The sequence below is a fragment of the Lysinibacillus zambalensis genome, from assembly GCF_040183165.1.
GTDB classification, from domain to species: domain Bacteria; phylum Bacillota; class Bacilli; order Bacillales_A; family Planococcaceae; genus Lysinibacillus; species Lysinibacillus zambalensis.
Genome location: NZ_JBEGDG010000008.1, coordinates 106,291 through 128,634, shown reverse-complemented (window position 1 = coordinate 128,634; position 22,344 = coordinate 106,291). Strand labels below are relative to the sequence as shown.

25 protein-coding genes are annotated in these 22,344 nt (G+C 37.8%); 4 read left to right on the top strand and 21 right to left on the bottom strand.

Annotation, left to right across the window (positions count from 1 at the left end; translation table 11 throughout):
* Positions 1-41 precede the first annotated feature (41 nt).
* Positions 42-308 (top strand): hypothetical protein, encoded by a 267-nt coding sequence (locus tag ABNX05_RS12685; RefSeq protein WP_349660081.1) that lies wholly within the window; start codon positions 42-44, stop codon positions 306-308.
* Complete coding sequence (locus ABNX05_RS12680; protein ID WP_349660080.1) at positions 305-2,890, top strand: polynucleotide kinase-phosphatase; 2,586 nt, start codon at positions 305-307, stop codon at positions 2,888-2,890. Before ABNX05_RS12685 ends, ABNX05_RS12680 begins: the two co-directional genes overlap by 4 nt.
* Before the next feature lie 394 nt (positions 2,891-3,284).
* On the opposite strand, the gene ABNX05_RS12675 is transcribed toward ABNX05_RS12680, so the two are convergent.
* The 13 genes from ABNX05_RS12675 to ABNX05_RS12615 form a co-directional block, all read right to left on the bottom strand.
* Entirely contained in the window at positions 3,285-4,460 is a 1,176-nt protein-coding gene (locus tag ABNX05_RS12675) for a DUF4085 family protein (protein ID WP_349660079.1), read from the bottom strand.
* A gap of 326 nt (positions 4,461-4,786) precedes the next feature.
* A complete protein-coding gene (locus ABNX05_RS12670) occupies positions 4,787-5,005 on the bottom strand; it encodes a hypothetical protein (protein ID WP_349660078.1) in 219 nt (72 codons plus the stop codon).
* 50 nt (positions 5,006-5,055) lie between these two features.
* Positions 5,056-5,190, bottom strand: coding sequence for a hypothetical protein (locus ABNX05_RS12665; protein WP_349660077.1), 135 nt, complete (start codon positions 5,188-5,190; stop codon positions 5,056-5,058).
* Positions 5,183-5,947, bottom strand: coding sequence for a helix-turn-helix domain-containing protein (locus ABNX05_RS12660; RefSeq protein WP_349660076.1), 765 nt, complete (start codon positions 5,945-5,947; stop codon positions 5,183-5,185). Before ABNX05_RS12660 ends, ABNX05_RS12665 begins: the two co-directional genes overlap by 8 nt.
* Before the next feature lie 244 nt (positions 5,948-6,191).
* Positions 6,192-6,932: a class I SAM-dependent DNA methyltransferase gene (locus ABNX05_RS12655; protein ID WP_349660075.1), complete on the bottom strand. Its 741-nt coding sequence runs from the start codon at positions 6,930-6,932 to the stop codon at positions 6,192-6,194.
* Positions 6,933-6,934: 2 nt separating this feature from the next.
* On the bottom strand, positions 6,935-7,279 hold the full coding sequence (gene rsfS, locus ABNX05_RS12650; RefSeq protein WP_349660074.1) for a ribosome silencing factor: 345 nt from the start codon (positions 7,277-7,279) through the stop codon (positions 6,935-6,937).
* Positions 7,276-7,848 (bottom strand): bis(5'-nucleosyl)-tetraphosphatase (symmetrical) YqeK, encoded by a 573-nt coding sequence (gene yqeK, locus ABNX05_RS12645; RefSeq protein ID WP_349660073.1) that lies wholly within the window; start codon positions 7,846-7,848, stop codon positions 7,276-7,278. Before yqeK ends, rsfS begins: the two co-directional genes overlap by 4 nt.
* Entirely contained in the window at positions 7,817-8,407 is a 591-nt protein-coding gene (locus ABNX05_RS12640; RefSeq protein ID WP_349660072.1) for a nicotinate-nucleotide adenylyltransferase, read from the bottom strand. Before ABNX05_RS12640 ends, yqeK begins: the two co-directional genes overlap by 32 nt.
* 9 nt (positions 8,408-8,416) lie before the next feature.
* Positions 8,417-8,719, bottom strand: a complete 303-nt coding sequence (gene yhbY / locus ABNX05_RS12635) for a ribosome assembly RNA-binding protein YhbY (protein ID WP_349660071.1) — start codon at positions 8,717-8,719, stop codon at positions 8,417-8,419.
* 5 nt (positions 8,720-8,724) lie between these two features.
* A complete protein-coding gene (aroE, locus tag ABNX05_RS12630; RefSeq protein ID WP_349660070.1) occupies positions 8,725-9,555 on the bottom strand; it encodes a shikimate dehydrogenase in 831 nt (276 codons plus the stop codon).
* A gap of 30 nt (positions 9,556-9,585) precedes the next feature.
* Positions 9,586-10,689 carry a ribosome biogenesis GTPase YqeH gene (yqeH, locus tag ABNX05_RS12625; protein WP_349660069.1) on the bottom strand — a complete coding sequence of 368 codons (1,104 nt, stop codon included), beginning with the start codon at positions 10,687-10,689 and terminating at the stop codon, positions 9,586-9,588.
* Positions 10,686-11,207 (bottom strand): YqeG family HAD IIIA-type phosphatase, encoded by a 522-nt coding sequence (locus ABNX05_RS12620; RefSeq protein ID WP_349660068.1) that lies wholly within the window; start codon positions 11,205-11,207, stop codon positions 10,686-10,688. Before ABNX05_RS12620 ends, yqeH begins: the two co-directional genes overlap by 4 nt.
* Positions 11,208-11,243: 36 nt before the next feature.
* Positions 11,244-12,026, bottom strand: coding sequence for a phosphatidylserine decarboxylase (locus ABNX05_RS12615; protein WP_349660067.1), 783 nt, complete (start codon positions 12,024-12,026; stop codon positions 11,244-11,246).
* A gap of 136 nt (positions 12,027-12,162) precedes the next feature.
* Between ABNX05_RS12615 and pssA the strand changes: the two genes are divergently transcribed.
* Together pssA and sigK are read left to right on the top strand one after the other, a co-directional pair.
* Positions 12,163-12,663 (top strand): CDP-diacylglycerol--serine O-phosphatidyltransferase, encoded by a 501-nt coding sequence (pssA, locus tag ABNX05_RS12610; RefSeq protein WP_386827752.1) that lies wholly within the window; start codon positions 12,163-12,165, stop codon positions 12,661-12,663.
* An 87-nt stretch (positions 12,664-12,750) separates the two neighbouring features.
* Positions 12,751-13,458: an RNA polymerase sporulation sigma factor SigK gene (sigK, locus tag ABNX05_RS12605; protein WP_049667745.1), complete on the top strand. Its 708-nt coding sequence runs from the start codon at positions 12,751-12,753 to the stop codon at positions 13,456-13,458.
* A gap of 444 nt (positions 13,459-13,902) precedes the next feature.
* Here sigK and mtnN read toward each other — a convergent pair whose 3' ends face one another.
* From mtnN to mltG, 8 genes are all read right to left on the bottom strand, one after another.
* Positions 13,903-14,595: a 5'-methylthioadenosine/S-adenosylhomocysteine nucleosidase gene (mtnN, locus tag ABNX05_RS12600; protein ID WP_349660065.1), complete on the bottom strand. Its 693-nt coding sequence runs from the start codon at positions 14,593-14,595 to the stop codon at positions 13,903-13,905.
* A 412-nt stretch (positions 14,596-15,007) separates the two neighbouring features.
* Positions 15,008-15,655 (bottom strand): YrrS family protein, encoded by a 648-nt coding sequence (locus tag ABNX05_RS12595; protein ID WP_349660064.1) that lies wholly within the window; start codon positions 15,653-15,655, stop codon positions 15,008-15,010.
* Between the two features lie 456 nt (positions 15,656-16,111).
* A complete protein-coding gene (gene greA, locus ABNX05_RS12590; RefSeq protein WP_079562862.1) occupies positions 16,112-16,600 on the bottom strand; it encodes a transcription elongation factor GreA in 489 nt (162 codons plus the stop codon).
* Positions 16,601-16,786: 186 nt separating this feature from the next.
* Positions 16,787-17,425 carry a uridine kinase gene (gene udk, locus ABNX05_RS12585; protein ID WP_349660063.1) on the bottom strand — a complete coding sequence of 213 codons (639 nt, stop codon included), beginning with the start codon at positions 17,423-17,425 and terminating at the stop codon, positions 16,787-16,789.
* A complete protein-coding gene (locus tag ABNX05_RS12580) occupies positions 17,425-18,705 on the bottom strand; it encodes a peptidase U32 family protein (RefSeq protein ID WP_349660062.1) in 1,281 nt (426 codons plus the stop codon). The genes udk and ABNX05_RS12580 overlap by 1 nt, the downstream gene beginning before the upstream one ends.
* A gap of 14 nt (positions 18,706-18,719) precedes the next feature.
* Positions 18,720-19,652, bottom strand: a complete 933-nt coding sequence (locus ABNX05_RS12575; protein WP_349660061.1) for a peptidase U32 family protein — start codon at positions 19,650-19,652, stop codon at positions 18,720-18,722.
* Positions 19,653-19,657: 5 nt separating this feature from the next.
* A complete protein-coding gene (locus ABNX05_RS12570) occupies positions 19,658-20,290 on the bottom strand; it encodes an O-methyltransferase (RefSeq protein ID WP_349660149.1) in 633 nt (210 codons plus the stop codon).
* Positions 20,291-20,911: 621 nt separating this feature from the next.
* Positions 20,912-22,039, bottom strand: a complete 1,128-nt coding sequence (mltG, locus tag ABNX05_RS12565; protein WP_349660060.1) for an endolytic transglycosylase MltG — start codon at positions 22,037-22,039, stop codon at positions 20,912-20,914.
* Positions 22,040-22,344: the final 305 nt, after the last annotated feature.

Sequence of the window (22,344 nt, the reverse complement as noted above, 5' to 3'; positions counted from 1 at the left end):
AAGTCATTGAACATATTAATGAGGAACGCTTACCTAAAATAATGAAGTTGCTTTTAACTCAATATAGTCCTCTAACATTAATAGTGACAACACCAAATGCTGAATACAATGCTGTTTACAAATTAGATGAAATGCGTCATGTTGATCACCGATTTGAATGGACACGCCAACAATTTCAAGAGTGGTGTCATGCGATGAATCGCAATGAACAATATGCGCTTTCATTTACTGGCATCGGCGATCAACATGAAATATACGGACAACCTACCCAAATGTGCATTTATACGAAAAAGGAGGAGAATGTATGAACATCAAGATTCCACATGCGGGGATTGTTCTGCTAATTGGTCCATCCAATAGTGGAAAATCTACTCTTTTACAACAATGGGTTAATACAGGTATGCTTTCTCCTTCTGAAATTATTAGCTCTGATGCATATCGGACACTTGTTTCCGATACGGATTATATCGATTTCCAACATCATTCGAAGGAAGCAGCAGATTTATTATATGATGAATATTTCGCTATTTCAGCACAAGCCTTTGCAGTTATGGAGCGCGTAATAGAGGCTAGAAGCTCATTAAATAAATGTACCTTTGTTGATGCTACACATTTACAATCAGAGGAACGTCAAAAATATATTTCGCTTGGAAAAAAACTACATGTCCCTGTTAGTGCAATTGTATTGGACATTCCTCTTGATAAATTGTTACATCGAGATTCTTTGCGCAAAGACCCAAGAGGTAGTAAACGTATTAAACAGCAGGCACGCTTATTAAAATCAGAAAAACGATTTATTAAAAAAGAGTCGTTTACTAAAACCTATTTTGTAACAGAGACGGATGGACTAACATTATCAAGACAAAAGTCGACGCTACTGTTAAATGTAGAGTCTGGGCTTGATATTATTGGTGATATTCATGCCTGCTTTGATGAATTTATCGAATTACTTAGTAAGCTAGGCTACGAAGAAAATGAGGAAGGTTACTATATTCATCCACAAGGTCGACGCTTTGTTTCAGTTGGAGATATTATGAGCCGAGGACCAAAATCAATCGCAACGATGGACTTTTTCGATCGCCATATTGAGCGTGGGCTTGCCTATATGACTGACAGTAATCATGGCTGGAAAATCGCTCGTTGGTTAGATGGACGCAAAGTAACATTAAATCATGGGGATGAGCTTGTTGAAGCTGAATTTAACGTTTATGAAGAAGATTACGGAGCGGAGAAAACAAATGCCTTAAAAGCTCGTCTCGCAAAATGTTTACTTGCTGCGCCCTCTCACTATTTGTTAGTGAATAATGGCATTTCTTCAGCTGTAGTTACACACGCAGGTATCCGTGACCGTTATATAGGCAAACAATCAACAAGAATTTCTGATTTTTGTCGTTACGGTGATGTTCAGGGGCAAGATAAATCTGGAAAACCTATTCGTAATGATTGGTTTATAGAGCATCAAACTTCACAGCTTATTATTTGGGGGCATGATCCTAAAACTCAGCCTTTAAAGCAAAATAATACGTTGAATATTGATCAAGGAGTTGTTTTTGGGGGGCAGCTAACTGCTTTTCGCTACCCTGAAAAGACAATTGAGTTTGTGAAGGCGTATAAAAACTATGCCGGTATCGAACGAAATCCCCTACTTGAGGCAAAAGCTCAACGTTTTGCACCACCAAACATAGGAGCATTTTTAGAAGGTTTCACAGTGGAAACTGCCTACTTTAACAATGTACAAATAGGTGGTGCTCATGCAAAGGCAGCGATTGACAGTGTTTCTCATCATGCACTGCCGTTAGAACAGCTAGTTTATATTCCACCAACGATGAGCCCAACGCCACAAACATCTGCATTAGCAGATACGTTAGAACACCCTTCTGAGGCATTTGCCTATTATAAAAAGCACGGTGTCCAGACAATGATTGCCGAGAAAAAACATATGGGCAGTCGCGCTGTTCTTTTACTGTTTAAAGATGCGCTTATTGCAAAGGAATATGTTGATACAGAAACACTTGGTATAATTACAACTAGAGCTGGAAGGCGTTTTTTCGATAAAGAGACAGAACAAAAAATTTTGCAACAACTTCATACAGAATTAATAGAGAAAAATTATTTCGAACAGTTTAATACAAATTTCGTACTACTCGATGCAGAAATTTTACCTTGGAACTTAAAAGCGCAACAACTAATCGATCAACAGTATGCACATGTAGCTGAGCAAGCACTAATGGACCGCACAAAGCTTTTAGAGAAACTACGTGACACCGTACAAATCGATGTTTCAGAATGGCTTCAGGAGTATAAGGGGTTACTTGAAAATGCACAACGTTTTTCAACTGTTCACCAAAATTATTGTTGGGATGTCCAGGATGCTTCATCTATTCAAATTGCACCCTTCCATGTATTAGCTCATAGTTCGGAAACGTTTTTCCATAAACCGCATATATGGCATATGGAAATGAATCGACTATTTGCCAAAAATTCAACACTATTTATTGAAACAGAGTTTAAAGTCCTTACGGATGAAGCTTCTGAACAGGAGATCATTACTTGGTGGGAGGAAATGACTGCTGCTGGTCATGAAGGCATTGTTATTAAACCTGAAATATTTGTCACAAAATATAATGGCAAGCTCATTCAGCCCGCAATTAAAGTACGTGGTCGTGAGTATTTACGAATTATTTATGGTATGGACTATTTAGAGCCTTCCCATTTAACGAAACTGAAGGAACGTAATCCAAGTAAAAAAATGAAGCATGCATTGCGTGAATTCGCACTCGGACTAGAAGGAATAGAACGTTTTGTTAAAGGTGAATCGACTGCCCGTATTCATGAATGTGTACTCGGGACACTAGCACTCGAAAGTGATCCTGTCGACCCTAGACTTTAGTAAGATCACCACTCATCATGTGGAGGTGAACACAATGTGTTGCTTTCTCAAACATTTTGGTGAAGAACTCTTTTTCTGACATTCTATCCGTCACTTTTATTTTTATGGTCATAAATTTTGAGCTGCAGTTTTGAGATTTATCGAGAACTTTTGATTGTTTATCGACCAACTTTATCGATTTATCGACCAACTTTTTTAATTTATCTACCAACTTTCGAAAAATATCGAGATCTACCTTCATGCAACACTATCTGACCGCACTAATAATTTGCGTATAAAAATTTTCACATCAAAAAAGCGCGAGAAATCAACGTTTCTAAATTGATTTCTCGCACTTTTTAAGGTTTCGACCAGTTTTGTCCCAGCCTCTTTTCAGCATTACTTTCTACAAGCGTTATTCTGCTAAGATATCTTTAAATTTCGCTTGGAGCTCAGTCGTTAAGATTCCCTCATTGTAAAAATGGCGAATAAACACATTTCGCATCATATCATCCTCTTGAGCGGGATTCATCTTCATTAAAATATGATTAATCTTCTCCGCGAGCTGTACTGGATTAGCATACATTGTATTCCATGCGCGAACCTTTAACTCTAAATCCGTACCGAGGGCCGCCTCCTCCAAGTCCTGTATTGGTACTGGCTCACTAAAATGTGCATACGGGTCTTCATATGTATCTGTATGTAAAAAATGAATACAATCATCTAATTTGTCTGCCACACATATTGTATCTACAAAAACGCCTCGATCATTTTCATATAGATTGCTATTTTCTAAAACTAAAAACGGTGCGTGTTGCTGAATCCCGATTACTCGTTTTTTTAATTGTGGTGTAATAAAGATTAAACCATGCTCTAGCTGCAATGTTTGAACGTATGTAGAAAAATTACCGTTTTCAGCAAAATCACTATATGTTTTTGGGCGATAATAAAATTCAGCGTCTAACTCCGCTGCTTCAATCGTCCATTCCACTTCTGGACAATCAAAAATAACACGTAGTGCCATTCCATTCGCTGTTTTTCTGAGCTCATCATAAATATAAAACTGCTCTGGTTCTACTTGACCTACCTCACTTAAAATTTTGTTAAACGTTAGAGAAATGATTGATTTTGCAGTAAAGCCCCCTGCCATATCAAATGTTAATTCAACTTGAGTAGCATTACGTTGAATACTAACTATTGTTGCATCATGAAGGCTTTGTTCAAAGACCTCTCTCTCCTTCGGTTTCATATAAACTAACGTTTTCTGCTTTTCCTCATATGCTGCATCGAGAATATTTTCAAATAGCTGCTCCTGTTCATTTCTCCATCCTAAAAAATCTTCTCGTACATGTTTAGGAACATCTGGTGTATTCAACGTACTATCTAAAATATATGTATGAAATCGCAGTGGTAAATAGTTCATTAAACTATCGCGTATTACATCTAACTCTTGCTTCTTTTCCTTATATGGATCAATATCATTTTCCTTTGCATAGGCAAGGTAATCTGTCCACTCTTCATCTGATTCGTAAATAAATAGTCTCATCGCATTTTCATATGCTTTTTTATCTTGCATTGTTAAGTGCCACATAATTTCAGCTCCTTTAATTGGGTAGTTAGAAAAATTACTCTTACAATTATTTCGTTTATTTAGCCTGCAAGGTATTCTGAATCGAAAATGATTTATATCTTATTATTTTGCGGTTTTCCGTTCCCTTTCGTGACAAACTCAATTGTTGTAATCAGGATTTTCATTACAAAACTTATTGATAGCCCTTCGGTTATAGCATTATTAAAAGAAGCGGTTGTATGCATAGACGCAAACCACTTCTTAATATTTTCTTGATTTTCAGAACGTTGATTACAACATCTTACTATCGTACGGTTTATTTTCACGAATAAACTCTTCCACAAAGGTTACACACTCTCTAAATCTCTTATTGTCCAATTATCCTGCAACTGTGCCCTATCCCTTGTTACATGATGATGATGATGATGATGATGGTGTGGATCACTATTGAGCGTCTCTTGTAGCATATGGTGAGGAACAAAATGGTGCTCATTTTCCCAGGCACTGATATGACCAGGCTTCTTTCTATTTTTTTCTATGATAGCAGCATTGTATTTTATTGTCATTTTTATCAAACCACTCACGAACCCTAAGTTGGGTTTCGCCATAAAAACCACTAAGAAAGTAATGTAATTTTGATTACTGTATTGTCTGGATTAATAGGATCATCTTCAATTAATAAATCTGTAGGTTGACGTAAGATTGGATTAAAGCGAGTTAATAATGGTGCATAATCAGTTAATTTAGGCATTTGTACCTTTCTTAGCCTGTATTTGCTTTAATAAAGCATTTTTCTGCACTATATACCCCTTCCAATCAAAAACGTCTACAGCCTCATCTAATCCATCAATTAGGCTATCACTTTTATTTCCATACAAATATTCAAACTCTCCGCCATATTCAATTTCATATTCAGTTATTCTACCTTGGATAACCTCCAACTTTTCTTCCAGTGTTTGGGCTCTACGTTTTTTCTCTTCGTGTATCCATTGCATTTCAAACGATGTAACTGGATCGGACCATAATTTAAGTGCAACTCTAGGAATTTTTTTAACGTTGTTAATTATTTTATATTCTAGACCATTATTTAGATACTTATAAATAGTTGGCTTTGAAACCCCTAAATATTCTGCTGCTTGCTCAGTAGAGACTAACTCGGCTATATCATAATCATAATCTATATATCCGCAATCTGTCGTTTCTAAAAACAATTTTTCAAATGCCAACTTAACAGCACTTAACTCATTTTTTTTCTGATTTTTTTCATCCAATAGTTCTAATACTTGATCAAAAAATAGTTTGATTGTGTCCGACATGAATTTTTCAGATGGCTTTAATTTTGTTTCTCTTAATTGAATATATCGAACTGATTCTGAAAATGTATCAGGGATAGAATCCCTAAGAGAATATAGAAGGAATTGTGTTTCTTTTTCTAATAAATCTGCGTCTTTAGTTTGAAACGCTAAGTCAATGGATTCTTGTGTTTTTTGGATTACCGCTATACTCATTTTCATCACCTCTCACCACCATACAATATATTTTTTTACAAAAATACAATTTTATCTATTTACAATATCCCCTTTTTGTAAATAATATATGCGAATTGTCTTGAAATAATTCGTGCTATTATACATTCTTTTCTGCTTTATTCACCACTTCAAAATCGATATTACAATTCTGTTTTCTTAGTAAAGAACTTGTTCACAAAGCAAAAAAACAGCTTGCTAGTTAGTTTACCAGCAAGCTGTTCTTCTATTTCACCGCACGGATAAAAATGCGTTCACTTTCATATTCAGGACCTTCATCAGTAAAATCAGCTGTTACTTCTACATGTTTAAAGCCAATTGCATGAAGCCATGCCATATACTGATCGATTGAGAACGTGCGCTGATTATGCTCTTCGTCAAAGCGTTCATACAAATCACTTGCAGCATCACGCACATAAAAGGTCATTTGGTGGACAACGGAATGTTCAAAATCGCCAGGCTCCGTATGCCATACATAGCTAATGTCACCATCGTCATACGTAAACGGACCGTCTAAAAATATATCATTCATTTTAAATAACGAATGCACATCAAAAAACAGTTGGCCTTCATCTCGTAAAGCAGCATGAATACGTTCTAATGTTGAATAAACTGCTTTTTCGTCCATTACATAATTCAGCGAATCAATAGCAATCGTTACAACGTCAAGCGCCCCAAATCCATCTAATTCATCCATCGACATACAATAGAGAGGCACATGTAATCCTGCATCAGCAAAGCGCTCTGCAGCAATGGAGAGCATACTTTCCGATAAATCAACCCCACTCACCTTGTAGCCTGCCTGCGCAAACGCCAGGCTAAGCACGCCTGTACCGCAGCCGATATCTAAAAGATTCGGGTATTGAGTGCTCGGTGCATGCTGCAATACCCATCCTACATAACGTTCATAAGGGATATCCGTTTGCAACTCGTCATACACGTGTGCAAATCGTTCGTAGCTACTCACACTTAAGCCTCTGGCATGTCTAATTGCGGTGCATCGCCCCATAGACGTTCTAAATTATAATAAGCACGTTCATCTTTGTGGAATACATGCGCTACAACATCTCCAAGATCCACAAGAATCCAGCGTGCTGCATCAAAGCCTTCTACACGACGAATTTCATAGCCCTCTTTTACTGCTACCTCTTGTAATTCACGTGCGATTGCTTGCACTTGGCGGTCAGAATTACCATGAGCAATAATAAAGTAATCTGCTAAAAGTGAAATGCCCTCCATATTTAAAACGACAATATCCTCACCGTGTTTGTCGTCAATTGCTTTGTAAGCTGATTGTAATAAAGTTGAAGTCATCCTTCACTGTCCTCTCTTTTCATCATATCGTTGTAACATTCTATTGATAATGGATAAATTGGTTGTTTTGTGTCAATTAAAAATCCCAATGTATGGCGTACACAAGCGCTCATCACTTTATCCAAACTTTTCTTTGCTTTTTTTCGCAGACGATCAACACCATCAAATTTACGATTCGGTTCAATCATATCTGCAACAAAAATAATTTTTTCTAAACGGCTCATGCCTACGCGTCCTGTTGTATGAAAACGAATAGCATTTAACATATCCTCATCAACAATGCCAAATTCGCTTTCTGCAATATAAGCACCTACTGGACCATGTAGTAATTCACTACCCCAGCCAATAAGGCGAGCATCTAATTTTTCATCAAGGACGATTTGCTCCATCCATTCAATATCTGCATATTTCGCAATATCGTGAAGGATGGCTGCAATTTCAGCCTTTTTTTCATCCTCACCATAAAATTTTGCTAGCTCAATGGCAGTTTCCATTACACCAATGGTATGAATATAGCGCTTCTCAGGCATGCGTGGCTTAATCGCCGCTAGGTACTGTTCGCGTTCCATAAAGACCTTCCTCTCGTATGAACGTCTCTACCGCTTCTGGCAGTAAAAAAGTAACCGTTCCTCCAGTAGCAAGGCGTTCACGAAGCAGTGTGGACGATAAATCGATTTGGGGAGCTTCCACCATTAGTATAGGATACTCTGTTGTGGCCTCTGTTCCTGGACGCTTTACTCCTACAAATTGCACAAGCTTCACTAATTCATCAATACAGTACCATGTATGAAGTGAATCAATCATGTCACCGCCAATGATAAAGTAAAACTTCACATTAGGCTCTCTTATACACATCGCAGAAAGTGTCTTATATGAATAGGATACGCCACCCTTATCCACCTCATACGACTCCACAGAAAAATACGGATATGGACTTATTGCACGCCTTACCATTTCAAGGCGCTCCACATCACTAGCATCATGAGGTGCAAACTTATGTGGTGGTATTGCATTGGGCATAAAGCGAACTTCATCAAGATCTAAAGCATGAAGTACTTCATTAGCCATCATTAAATGTCCAATATGTGGCGGATTAAATGTACCTCCCAGTAAACCGACCTTTTTCATCGTTTCACCTTATTTCGTTGCTTTTGGTAATGCAATCTTTTTATTATTACGTGACTCTTTATATAAAACAACTGTTAGTCCAATTAATTGTACAAGCTCTGCATGAGCACCTTTAGCAAGTGCTTCTGCCACTCCATGCTTGTCTTCTTCACAGTTATCTAAAATACGTACCTTAATCAACTCTCTTACTTCTAATGCTTCACGAATTTGCTTTGTCATTTCGTCATTAACGCCGCCTTTTCCTACTTGGAAAATTGGTGTTAAATGATGTGCTTCTGCACGTAAAAAACGTTTTTGTTTACCTGTTAACATAAAAATTAATATCCTCCTAATTGCACCTTTAGTTGGGCAATCACTGAATTTGTATTCGGGTATTCACCAAGCCAATGCTCAAAAGCAATAGCCCCTTGATGAACAAACATTCCAAGACCCGTAACGACGGTTGCTCCTTTTTCATCAGCCGCTTTTAAAAAAGGCGTCATTAATGGATTATACACAATATCGGCCACAATTGCGCCTTCTGCAAGTTGTTCTAATGAAAATGGCATTGAAAAATTGCCCGTAGCAAGGCCAGCCGATGTCATTTGCACTAAAATGCCGAAATCAGCTAATGATTCTTCTGCATCTGCTAAAGAAATAGCATTTCCTATACCCATTTCATCGACAATTACCTTTGCGTTTGCCACTGTGCGATTGGCAATGGTTAAATTCGTATAACCTTGCTGCTGCATAGCAAAAGCAATGCCACGAGCAGCACCGCCCGCACCAATCAGAAGAACTGGCTTGTCTTTATGTGACTTGCCAACAGCCTCTTCAAGCGAGCGCACAAAACCAACACCGTCTGTATTGTATCCCTTTAATTTTCCTTCTTTTGTACGGACAACCGTATTGACAGCTCCCATTTTTTCTGCCAACTCATCTAGCTCATCTAAATAAGGAATGATCGCTGTTTTATGTGGAATTGTAACGTTCCAACCACTTGCACCTAATGTTTTTAGACCAGCAACCGCTGACTCCAAACTTTCAGAAGATACACGAATTGGAATATACGTCGCATCTATCGACAGTTCCTCGAACCAAGCATTATGCATCGCTGGGGATTTTGAATGCTCGATCGGATCACCAATAACCGCAAACCATTTCTTCATTTCCTAGTCCCTCTTCTCTACTTGTACAACTTAAATTAGTGATGGGCGAATTGAAACTTGTACACCCTTTGGTGCATAAGCTGCTACAACTACATCAGCATGCTGCACAGTAATCCACCCAAGACCTGAGAATACAACATCTGTTTTCGCTTCTTTGATTGAGAACTCATGACGCACTAATGGCGGTAGTTGTTCTATAAATTCAGCAGTTGGAGGTGCAAGCAACTCACCCTTATGTTCTGCATATAATGTATCTGCCTTCTCAAGCTTTGTACGGTGAATTGGTAAATCATTTGCCACATGAACCGTAAATGCGGAACGATCTCCTTGAATAAAGTCAAAACGAGCAAGGGCACCAATAAATAATGTTTGTCCTGCATTTTGTTGATATACTTTTGGCTTTATTTCTTTTTTAGGCATAATATATTTTAATTCACTAGCGTCAATATGGTGTGCCATCTGATGATGATTAATAATTCCTGGTGTATCATATAATGAGCTACCATCATCTAGTGGAATTTCAATCATATCTAAAGTGGTACCTGGGAAATGAGAAGTTGTAATTACTTCACCTTCACCCGTAGCCTGCTTGATAATGCGATTAATGAACGTGGATTTCCCAACATTTGTACAGCCTACAACGTAAACATTTTGTCCATTACGGTACTCATCAATGGCTTCCATCGCTTCAGCCATCCCTTTTCCTTTATGAGCACTTACTAAAAGTACATCAATAGGTTGTAGACCTAGAGCCTTCGCTTCTCGTTTTAGCCAATTAATCACTTTTTTCGGTTTCACAGATTTCGGTAATAAATCAGCTTTATTGGCGATTAATAACACAGGATTTTTACCTACGAAGCGGTGCAGTCCCGGTAGCCAACTCCCATTGAAGTCGAATATATCAACAATTTTTACGATTAAGCCTTGCTGAGTTCCAAGACCGTTTAAAATACGTAAAAAGTCGTCATCTGTTAATGACACTGGTTGAATTTCATTATAATTTTTCAAACGGAAGCAACGTTGGCAAATGACCACGTCTTTTTCTAATGATGATGGGGGTGCATACCCAACTGCTGTTTTATCTTCTGTTTGAATTGTTGTACCACAGCCAATACAATTTGGCATTTCGTTCATTCTTTTTCCTCCCAAGTACTGATTCCTTTTCGTTTTAAAGTATTGAACACACGGCGTTCAATAAATCGATTGAATTTTGTTACGAGCCCATCTGATTGTGCAACCGGCTTTACTAGTACCGTATGCAAGCCTAGACGATTTGCGCCCATTACATCAGTTAGTAGTTGGTCTCCTACCATTACTACTTCCTGCGGTCGTAGCCCCAATTGAATAATGGCGCTATAAAAGGCATTACGAAGTGGCTTTCTTGCCTTATGAATATAAGGAATACCTAATGGCTCAGCAAACTGCTTAACACGCGCTTCTTTGTTATTCGACGCAATAATAACACGAATGCCAGATTCTTTCATAATGCGAAGCCAAATAATAAGCTCTTCCGTTGCATCTGCACGGTCCCATTCCACAAGCGTATTATCTAAATCCGTAATAATCCCTTTAATACCTAAGTTTTGTAGCTTTTCCGGTGTAATTTCATAAATACTCGTGACAAATTCATTTGGTAATAAAAAATTATACAAAATAGCGACCCCTAATCTAAACGTATTATTCGACCATTATAGCATATTTGCGAAGGCTTCACCCATTTGAATTGGGCTTCCTTGTACAACATTTTCCGTAAATTCTATTGCATCCTTTTCAAACAGCATAACTACTGTTGAGCCAAATGAAAAATATCCGACTTCTTGACCCTTATGCCACTGGGTTGTTGTATTAGTGAGCACAATAGAGTTTACAAAGGTAGCGCCAACTTTAATAAACGCTATCTGCTGTTTATTTGCCACTTTCAGCTCCGTTACCGAACGATAATTGTGCGATATTGGCTTTTTACCGTATGTAAGACCGAGCTGATTAACAGGATAGGATTTTTGACCAAGTGTATACTGTCGTAACACCTCTCCATCAATCGGGCTATGAATTCGGTGATAATCTGCGGGACTCAAGTAAAACACGATAAAATGCCCATCTGCATATTGTGAAGCACGTTCTGTATTGCCAAGTAAATCTTGTAATGAATAAGGTTTACCCTTTACAAGAAATGTCATATCCCATTCGATACGCCCAAATGATTCTACTTTGGCATCCACTGGACTCACATAAGTACTGGGATTTTGTTCAATTGTACGTGCATCTTCTAAAAGCTCTCTTGTAAAAAAGTCATGTAAACTTGAAAATTGTTGTTGTTTTTTCGCAACCTCTTCAAGTTTAATATCGTATACTTTCATGTAACTAGGAATAATACGTTTACTCCACTTTGCTTTTGCAATAGATTGCAAAAGCTGGGAAGATTGCTTACCGTTTGTTAATTCAATTAAGCGTTGATATAGTTTTTCTTTCATAAAACAAAACCCCTATCGATTAATTTAGACTGTCAATTTTTTCGCATTCGAAGTATAATGGTACAATATCTTAAGTGCAAAGGAGTGATCCCCCTTGTTTTTTTATCACAAGTTGGTGGATACCACGGTTAAGAAAATGAAATCGCAAGCAGCAAATTTTATCACAATCAGTAATATGTCCTTCGGCGGCGCGGCCATAATGGCTACACTACATGAATACTATAGCTACAGTGTCTTGTTTATCTTTATCGCAGCCCTTCTTGATCGCTATGACGGGAAGGTGGCTAGAGCACTTGGACAAGTGTCTGATTTAGGCAAACAATTAGATTCTATGAGTGATATTATATCATTTGGTGTGGCACCTGCATTATTAATGTATAAAGTTGTCTTAGTCGACTTTGGTTTTGTCGGTATGACAATGACAGTATTGTATATCGTCTGCGGTGCGATGAGATTAGCTCGCTTCAACATTTCAGAAGCAAACGGCTATTTCACAGGGCTACCGATTACTGCGGCAGGTACAGTCTTAACTTTAACGTATTTCGCATCTAATACGTTCCACCCGGTATTTTATCTTTTCCTATTCCCTATACTAGCATTACTAATGATTAGTACACTCACGTTAAAAAAAGTGTAACAGCGCATTTGCTGTTGCACTTTTTTTCATTTAACACAGCTTTAAAACATATACTGTCGAAAAATGGGGAAAGGATGAAATCATTCAATGAGCGGAATTTTTACATCTATGTTGCAGTTATGGCTTGAGATCCCAGCATTACTTGGCTATTTAAAGGGGCAAACTTTCCATAAACCCTTTTCAAAAGAAGAGGAAGCTGCTTGTATTGAACGATTTTTAGGCGGTGATGAGCAAGCGCGTCTTGACCTAATTGAACGTAATATGAGACTTGTCGCACACGTTGTAAAAAAATTCCACCCGAAGCATGAACAACTTGATGATTATATTTCCATCGGTACGATTGGTCTGATGAAAGCCGTAGAAAGTTATACGCCTGACAAAAAGACCCGTCTTGCCACTTATGCCGCCCGCTGTATCGAAAATGAAATTTTAATGCATCTGCGTACACAAAAAAAAGTGCAAAAAGATGTTTCCTTATTTGAGCCAATCGGTACAGATAAGGATGGTAACGCCCTACAAATCCGTGATCTCTTACAATGCGATGAAGAAAGTGCAACAGAAAAAATTGAACATAAAGAGCATGTTGCACAACTATATCACTATTTGCATATGCTCGACGAACGTGAGCTCGAAATCGTTACACTTCGCTATGGTCTTAACCAGCAGGATGCACTCACACAAAAGGAAATCGCTGCACGTTTAAATATTTCTCGTAGCTATGTATCTCGCATTGAAAAGCGAGCACTTATTAAACTCTATCAATTATATAAACGAGATCAAAAAATTATTGAGTAATAATAATTCAATAAATATATGACATTATTACGCAATGAATCTTGTATTTTTATCGGTACAAAAGGAGACATTTGTAGCTGACGTTTCACTTTCGCTACGAAAACATTTGCTAAAGTAAAGAAAGCCCTCTTGCGTCATTAAAATGTCGCAAGAGAGCTTTTTCTCTTAATGAATTTCAACAGATTCTGAAAGTTCTGCTGAAATAAGTGTACCGAGTAACATTGTTATAATGACTACACCTGCTGTTAAAAATAGCATTATGCATGCCTCCCATCTGAATATGAAGAGATTTAATTAACAACAGTTTAGCATTCGTGCGACTTTTAAACTGTGATTTTTCTCACACTAAAAGGCACTCATTTTGACTTTTTTGTGTAGTTTATCTCGCAGATTGGTGAAAACTAATACACAGTGGGATAAAGAAAACTCTGCTGATAATAGACTTTATAACGATTCTATAGCTTTTAGTACTATTTGTGTTGAATGCTTTGCAGCTACTGGTAAAAACTCATCGAAGCTAATATTCGATTCTTTGCCAGCAATATCTGATAAAGCACGAATAACAACAAACGGAGTACCAAATTGGTAACACACTTGTGCAACAGCTGCTGCTTCCATCTCTACTGCCTTCATTTGCGGGAAGTGACGACGGACTGCTTCTACACGAACAGGATCATTCATAAAAGCATCACCTGAGCAAATTAAACCAATACCGTATTGGTGCTCTCCAACAGCCTCTACTGCCTCTTCAGCCACTTTCATAAGTTTTTCATCTGATTTATAAGCTGCTGGCATACCAGCCATTTGGCCCATTTCATAACCGAAAATCGTTACATCTACATCATGATGACGGACTTCATCTGAAATAACGATTGCGCCTACTTCAAGCTTTTCATCATAGCCTCCTGCAGAGCCCGTATTAATGACTACATCAGGTTTGAATTCATGTAATAGAATAGTAGTTGACATTGCAGCATTCACTTTACCAATACCACTTTTTAATAAAACTACCTCGTTCCCTTTGTAAGTTCCTGTTGTATATTCACTTCCTGCAATTGTTGTGCTTTTTGCATTCTCTATAGATGCACGTAAAAGCTCTACTTCCTCTTCCATTGCTCCGATTACTGCGATGTTCATATTTACGTTACTTCCCTTCTTTATGCACTTCAAATCAATTATACCTCGGCATAATTGCGTCCGGGAATCGGATTTGTGCTTAGGCCTGCACAAGGGCCGACACGATGTCGGTCATTTCGGTAATGCCACAGGACGTGGCGTTTTTACCGATGCAGGTCAATTAGCCGTTATCGCATGGATGCGATGATTTTAGGCTAACATCCTTTTTAAGAACTCCTTTCCGATTACCGTGACATCCGCCGGAGGCTTTGGGCCAACATGAAGTTGGTCACTCAGTCGTGTTGCTGTCGCTTCGCTTTCGCACAGATAAATTGCCACAGGACGTGCCGTTCTTAGACTGAGCTCCTTTATATCAGTGGATGTTTGTACATCTGCTTCTATAAGTTAAAAATAATAAAACGAGTTACTTTCGTCAATAGGCACCATTTAATGTATTTAGTTGCTCAAGTTTGACTGGTAACCAGCCTTCGTTGTCGACCCATTCCATGCTGACACGGTACATTTGTGTCTTATCATTAGTTGAAACTGTTGCAATAGCCGAATTAGCGCCACCGTTATTTTGTATACGCCAAATAATCATATTGTCCTTTTCGATGCCAGTAGCGGCTGTAACTGTGGCCACCTTTTCAGCCCAGTCTACAGATTTATCATCGTAAGAAGACACATGCTGACCTGTTTGTGTTGTAGGTGTAGGCTTCCAGCTTTTATTGGTTACAACCTTATCAACAATTGGGTTGTCTGACGTGGTTTCAGTAGTAGCATCCTGTTCAGATGTTTCAGTTTCATCTGTAGGCTCTTCCTCTGTTTCTTCTTTAGCTGTTTCATCATTATTTTTCTCTTTAGAAGGCTCTTCCTTCACGTCTTCTTTATCGTTCTTCTGCTCCTGTAATGGCTCATCTTTCGCAACTTGCCCTGCATCATCCTGCCATTTAAACACAAATGTGGCTACTATAATAATTAATATCACGACAATACCAATTAATACATTCAATAGTTTATCTAGCTTTTTATTATGAGATGGCTGCAAATGACGACTGCTTCGAGTTTTTCGTTCACTCATGAAGTCTCCCCCTCTCTAGCCAATATTTTATCAAGTTCAACAGCACTTGCAAAATAATTGTGCTCCTATTATATCATAGACAAAACCAAAGACCTCTTAAGGTATTTATTGGATGTTGGCTATTGAATCAATTATGCAACGGCGTAATTGTATACGGAATCGGCTTTTTGCCAACAAGACGTTGGTTATTCAGTCATATGTTGTTGTCGCTTCGCATTCGCACAGTTAAATTGCTACAATACTCCGCATTATCTCACAACCTATAAAAGTGGGATACTCCTGTATCGTCTGTCGCTACAAATGCCTTTTGCTAAAAGAAGTGTAAAAACTCACATAGATGATAGAATCAAGAACAGTATCGCCTTGGCGGTGCTGTAGATACAATAGATTGTGCTGAATGAAGATAAAAGCAGCTAGCTCTCTTTTACAAAGAAAGCTAACTGCTTGTACAAAAAATTATTTTATTGAAATAATTTTAACTTTCATTTCACCACCAGGTGTTTGTACGACAACCTCTTCGCCTTCAGCACGACCTAGCAAGCCTTTAGCAATTGGTGATTCATTTGAAATACGGAATTCCATTGGATCTGCCTCAGCCGAACCAACAATTGTATACGATTCCTCATCAGTTGATGGTTTTCCATTAATAATTTCTACAAATGTAACCGTTTTCCCTAATGAAACTACACTGTTATCTGATTCGTCCTCAGAAATAATAACTGCGTTACGAATCATTGATTTTAGTGTCGAAATACGACCTTCTAAAAAGGCTTGTTCTTCTTTTGCAGAATCATACTCAGCATTTTCAGAAAGATCCCCGAAATCACGAGCGATTTTAATACGTTCTACGATTTCCTTACGAGTTTCCGTTTCTAATTTCACTAATTCTTCTTCTAATTTTCTTTTACCTTCAGCTGTCATTGGGTACTGTTTTTCGTTTGCCAAAGTTCTTCACTCCTTGTTTTCGTCAATATAAAAACATAAAACTCGATTAAATGCCTTGTAGGATCATTTAATCGAATTTTATTATTTTTAAACGTTTTCAAATTACGCTTTGACCTAATAGTATGCATGCCTTTCTGAAATATGTACAGATATGCATGTAAATATTGTCAATACCACTCTATCTTATTACAATACGTTGTCGGTTTCAAGAATAGTTTTAATCTTCGTTACCATTAAATCGATTGCAACCTCATTATCCCCGCCTTCAGGAATAATAATATCAGCATAACGTTTCGTCGGCTCAATAAATAAATTGTGCATTGGACGCACTGCCGATAAATACTGCTCGATTACAGAATCTGTTGTACGGCCACGCTCTTTTATATCACGCATTATACGACGAATAATACGTAAATCTGAGTCCGTATCTACATATAATTTAATGTCCATTAAATCACGTAAATCTGCATCTTCTAACACTAAAATACCTTCTAGTATAATAACATCTACAGGCTCTACATGAATAACTTCTTTTGCTCTTGTATGCTGCACATAATCATACACAGGCTTTTCAATTGGTTGACGGACCAATAATTTTTTTAAGTGTTCAATTAACAAATCATTATCAAACGCTAACGGATGGTCATAATTTGTACCTAAACGCTCCTCAAACGTTAAATGACTTTGATCTTTATAATAAAAATCTTGTTCAATTACAACTACTGAATGATCGCGGAAAACATCATAAATAGCACGGGTCACACTCGTTTTTCCCGAGCATGAGCCACCAGCGATTCCTATGACGACTGGACGCTTCGCTGCCATTAATTATTCTCCTTTCGCATCATATTATGTGGTTTTAATGGTGTGTCGCATTTAAATTTAACGATTTGTAGTGGATGACGCGCAGCATCTAAGCTATTGCCATCTTCATCCCAAATTTCACCCATTGTAAAACGGAAGTTTTCGATTTCTGGTCCAAAGAATTCTACCTCATCGCCAGGTTTAAAATAGTTACGTTGTTGCATTGTTACCATTTTCGTTTCTGGATCATGCTCTAAAATTAAACCAGCAAACTCATAAGTCGTTTTACGGCCATGTACACCAAACATTTGCTCCTCGTGACCAGGCGCATCGTGGAAGAATGCTTCTGCAGTGTCACGGTTAGCACATTTATCTAATTCCTCAAGCCATTCACGTTTAATTTTGAAATTGTCAGGGTCCGCACAATAAGCGTCAATCACTTTGCGGTACACTGAAACAACTGTAGCAACATAGTGAATTGATTTCATACGGCCTTCTACTTTTAATGAATCAATCCCAAGCTCAATCATATGTGGAATTGCTTCAATTAACTTTAAGTCTTTCGGACTCATCGCGAAAGGTGCGTGATTATCATCGAAAAGTGCCTTTTCTTCGCCATCCTCTAGCTCATATAAATCATAGTCCCAGCGACAAGATTGACAGCAACCACCACGGTTAGAGTCACGAGCAGTCATATGATTTGAAAGTACACAGCGACCAGAATAGGCGATACACATCGCTCCATGAACGAATGCTTCAATTTCTATATCGACTTTTTCCTTCATCAGCTTCATTTCTTCGCCGCCTACTTCACGTGCTAATACTACACGATGTAAGCCTTCTTCTTTCCAATACTGGACAGCCTTCCAGTTTGATAAAGATTGCTGTGTAGAAAGATGAATTTCAAGCTTTGGTGCAGCTGTACGGCAAGTTTCAATGATCAGAGGGTCCGCTACAATAATGCCTGTAACACCTGCAGATTCAATATCTTTTAAATACTGCTCTAAGCCGTCCATATTTTCATTATGGGCGAAAATATTTGTCGTAACATAGATTTTAGCACCATATTTATTGGCGAATTCAACACCTTCGCGCATTTGTTCAATTGAGAAGTTATCTGCGTTTGAACGTAAACCGAACTCTTGTCCACCGATAAATACAGCATCTGCTCCATAGTGAACTGCTACTTTTAATTTTTCTAAACTACCTGCAGGGGCAAGTAGCTCTGGTTTTTTTGTAATGACACGTTTCCCGTCTACAATCTCACGAATTTTGTCATTTTGTTCTAATGCTAATGCCATGTTCTTGCCACCTCCTAGTAAACTGTTTCCTTGAAGATAAAGCCAGTATCAAGAGGTCTGATGGCAGGCTGAATTTCTTCAATTTTAGCTAGTAAATCATCTTTAATATCTTCATACGCATCTTCTGATTCGTCAAAATATGTGTCAAGTGCTTGACGATAAGCTTCTGTTACTGTGACTACATATTCTGGTGTTTGAAGCACACCTTCAATTTTTAATGCATCTATGCCACCTTCGAATAATTCGCCAAGCTCATCAATAATACACATATCATTTGGACTGAAAATATGCGTACCGTTAGCATCTTCATAAATTGGATATTTATTATTACGCTCATCATCATGAAGGAACATATTGCGATTTTCCTTACGATTTTCAATTTCCATTACTTTATCTTGATATAAGAAATAATGGCCTAGTAATGGGCGTTTTGATTGGAACATACATGTCATTCCATGTACTTGAACCTCAACCTCTATTTCTACATTTTCTTTAATTTCTAGCACTTCATCTAAAGAAAGTTCACGTGAAAGTACTGCGCGAGTTGCTCCGCGTTTCCCCCAATAATTTGCTGTAAACCAGTTCGTTGCAGTCGTTTCTGGATTCCAGTGTAGCGGTATTGTAACACCTTGTTCACGACGGATGATTAATACTGCTGGATCACCATAAATTAAACGGTCAACACCAATACGTTGCATTTCTTTTAAATATTCGGCAAGCGCATCCATTTTTTCATTATGGAATAGCGCATTTACCGCAACATAAACCTTTTTACCCGCTGCATGAATCAACTTTGTAGCTTCTTCCACTTCACTAACAGAAAATTCTCCTGCTAGACGAAGACCAAATTGTTGTTCACCAATAACAAAAGCATCTGCTCCAGCCTGTAAAAGTGCTTTTACATGGTCCACTGATTGCGGTGTAACAAGCAATTCAGGTTTTTTCATAATAGTCACCTCTTCAAACATAGTAATAAACCATCACCGACCGGTAAAAATGCACTAGTATAATCAGGGTGCTCCATAATCCAATCGGTAAAGTTTTTTAAATTTCGAATCATTGTACGCTTGCGACGCGGTACATCTTTTAAATCTAAATCTGATAAGCCATGCATATACATATTATCGATATATAGAACTCCGCCAGATTTTACAAGAGGCGCATACTTTTCAAAAAAGCGTTGATATTGTCCCTTTGCAGCATCGATAAAAACTGCATCGAAGGTCGTATGAATTGCTTCATCATTCACCTCTAAGGCGTCTCCTTCAATAACCGTAATACGATCTGAAACTGTAGAACGTTCAATATAAGCCTTTGCTCTCGCAACACGCTCAGTATCTCGCTCAATTGTCACGATATGCACGTTAGGTAAAGCGTCAGCCATTCTTATTGCAGAATAACCAATTGCTGTACCAATCTCTAAAATTTTTGACGGATTTTGAATACGTAGCAGTTGATTTAGTGCATCAATGCCTGCAAGCTGCATAATCGGTACATGATTCTCCTCCGCAAATGCTTCCATTTCTAAAAGCAATTCATTACGTGGTTGAATAAATGATTGAATATATGCATCTGATAATTCCATTTTTAAGTTCACCCTCATATCAATTATGCCTCGGCATAATTGCGTCTGGAATCGGCTTTGTACAAGCACACAGCCGATTTCGTGACATACGCCAGAGGCTTTAACTTCTTTCAGCGGATGCTTGGACATCTGTAGCTGACGTTTCACTTTCGCTACAAAAGACATTTGTAGCTGACGTTTCACTTTCGCTACCAAAGACATTTGTAGCTGACGCTTCACTTTCGCTACCAAAGACATTTGCTGAAAGAAGTTAAAAGGCAACAAGTAATCCTCGTTGTCTGTACTTCATCATTTAACAACAAAAAGAAAAAGACCAAACGTGATGTCTTGGTACTTCGTCATACAAAAATGAGCAATTGTTTTTATAAGCTTTAAACAATTGCCACCACGTATATTTTTCCGCATTAACGGACTGATTGAATTTTTCCCATGCGGATCGATTAAAAATCACAACTTATAATAGCATGAAAATAGAAGGAAAGCTATTTTTCTTTCCTTCTATCCACATTATTACTATTTATTTTTTAATAATATCCAGTATATCTCGGCATAATTACGTTTTTTCGCAGATGTATGGACACCCGCTGAAAAGTAACTTAACATCTCACAAGTTAACAGAAATTACTCTGCATTGCGCAAATATTTTTGCTCTTTCTGTAAGTGTTCATCATATGTTTTCGAGAAGTGATTGACACCCTGTTTATCCGCTAAGAAGAAGAGGTAATCTGTTTCACTTGGATTAAGCACTGCTTCAATTGAAGTTTTCCCAGCACCCGCAATAGGACCTGGTGGTAAGCCTTTATTTTTGTAGGTATTATAGGCATTATCTACTTCTAAATCTTTATAAAGTACACGATCTTTATGAGATCCTAGTGCATATAAAACAGTTGGGTCTGTTTGTAGAGGCATTCCTTGATTGATACGGTTATAGAATACGCTCGCAATTGTTTCTCGATCTGTTTGAGCAGTAGCTTCTTCTTCCAATAATGAAGCAAACGTTATTAATTGATGTACTGACATTTGTTTTTCAGTAAGAACATCGCTGTAATTTTTCACAACCTTGTCCATTGCCCCTACCATTTCGTCTACAATCGATTCCAATGTTGGTTTTTCTTCAAAATAAGAATACGTTGCAGGGAATAAATAGCCCTCTAAATCATAACGAATATTATCGGCTAAAACCGCATCCGTTACAAGCTCAGGATATTTAGCCTTCATTTGTTGAACAAATGTATCGCTTGTTACTAAGTCCATAAATTCCTTTTGAGTGTAAGGTGTTTTCTTTTCCACAATATTACCGATTTGTTCAAGTGTTAAGCCTTCAGGAATGGTCATTGCAAAGACTGGCGTACGGTAGACCTTTCCGGTTTTTAAACTTTTGATTAATTCGTCTAATGTCATTGACTGTGATAAATCATATTTGCCCGCTTGGAACTGAGATTCATTTTTAAATTTGGCATAGTATTTAAAAACACGAGCATCTTTAATTAACCCTTTTTCCTCTAATAGAGTCGAAATAGAGCTTAAACCTGAACCGATTGGTACTTCAACCGCTATTGTTTTAGTCGCATCTGGATCTACTGGTTTTAATGCGCTCTTCACATAATTATAGCCAATTAAACCGACTATCCCTAAAATTAGGACTAAAGCAATTGCAACAATAGCAACGATTTTTCTCACAATTTTTACCTCGGATTTTCTTTCTTGCATTTTTGAAAACATTTCTTGTTTTTTTGAACCGTTATTCACGGGTTTCCCCCCTATCACTCCATTATCATACTAGAAATCAACTTTCACGACAAACAGAAATAGATAATTCAGTAGAAAAAGCACACATCAATTATGCCTCGGCATAATTGTGTCCGGAATCGACTTTGTGCTTGCACAAAGAACTCCTTTCCGATTCCGTGACATCCGCCGGAGGCTTTAACTTCTTTCAGCGGGTGTTTGGACAGCCGCTGAAAGAAGTTAAAAATAGCTTGCGACAATAGAATGAGTATAATAAATAAAAGTTGATTCCCTAGAATTAGTAAAAAAAGCTGAGATAAAAACAG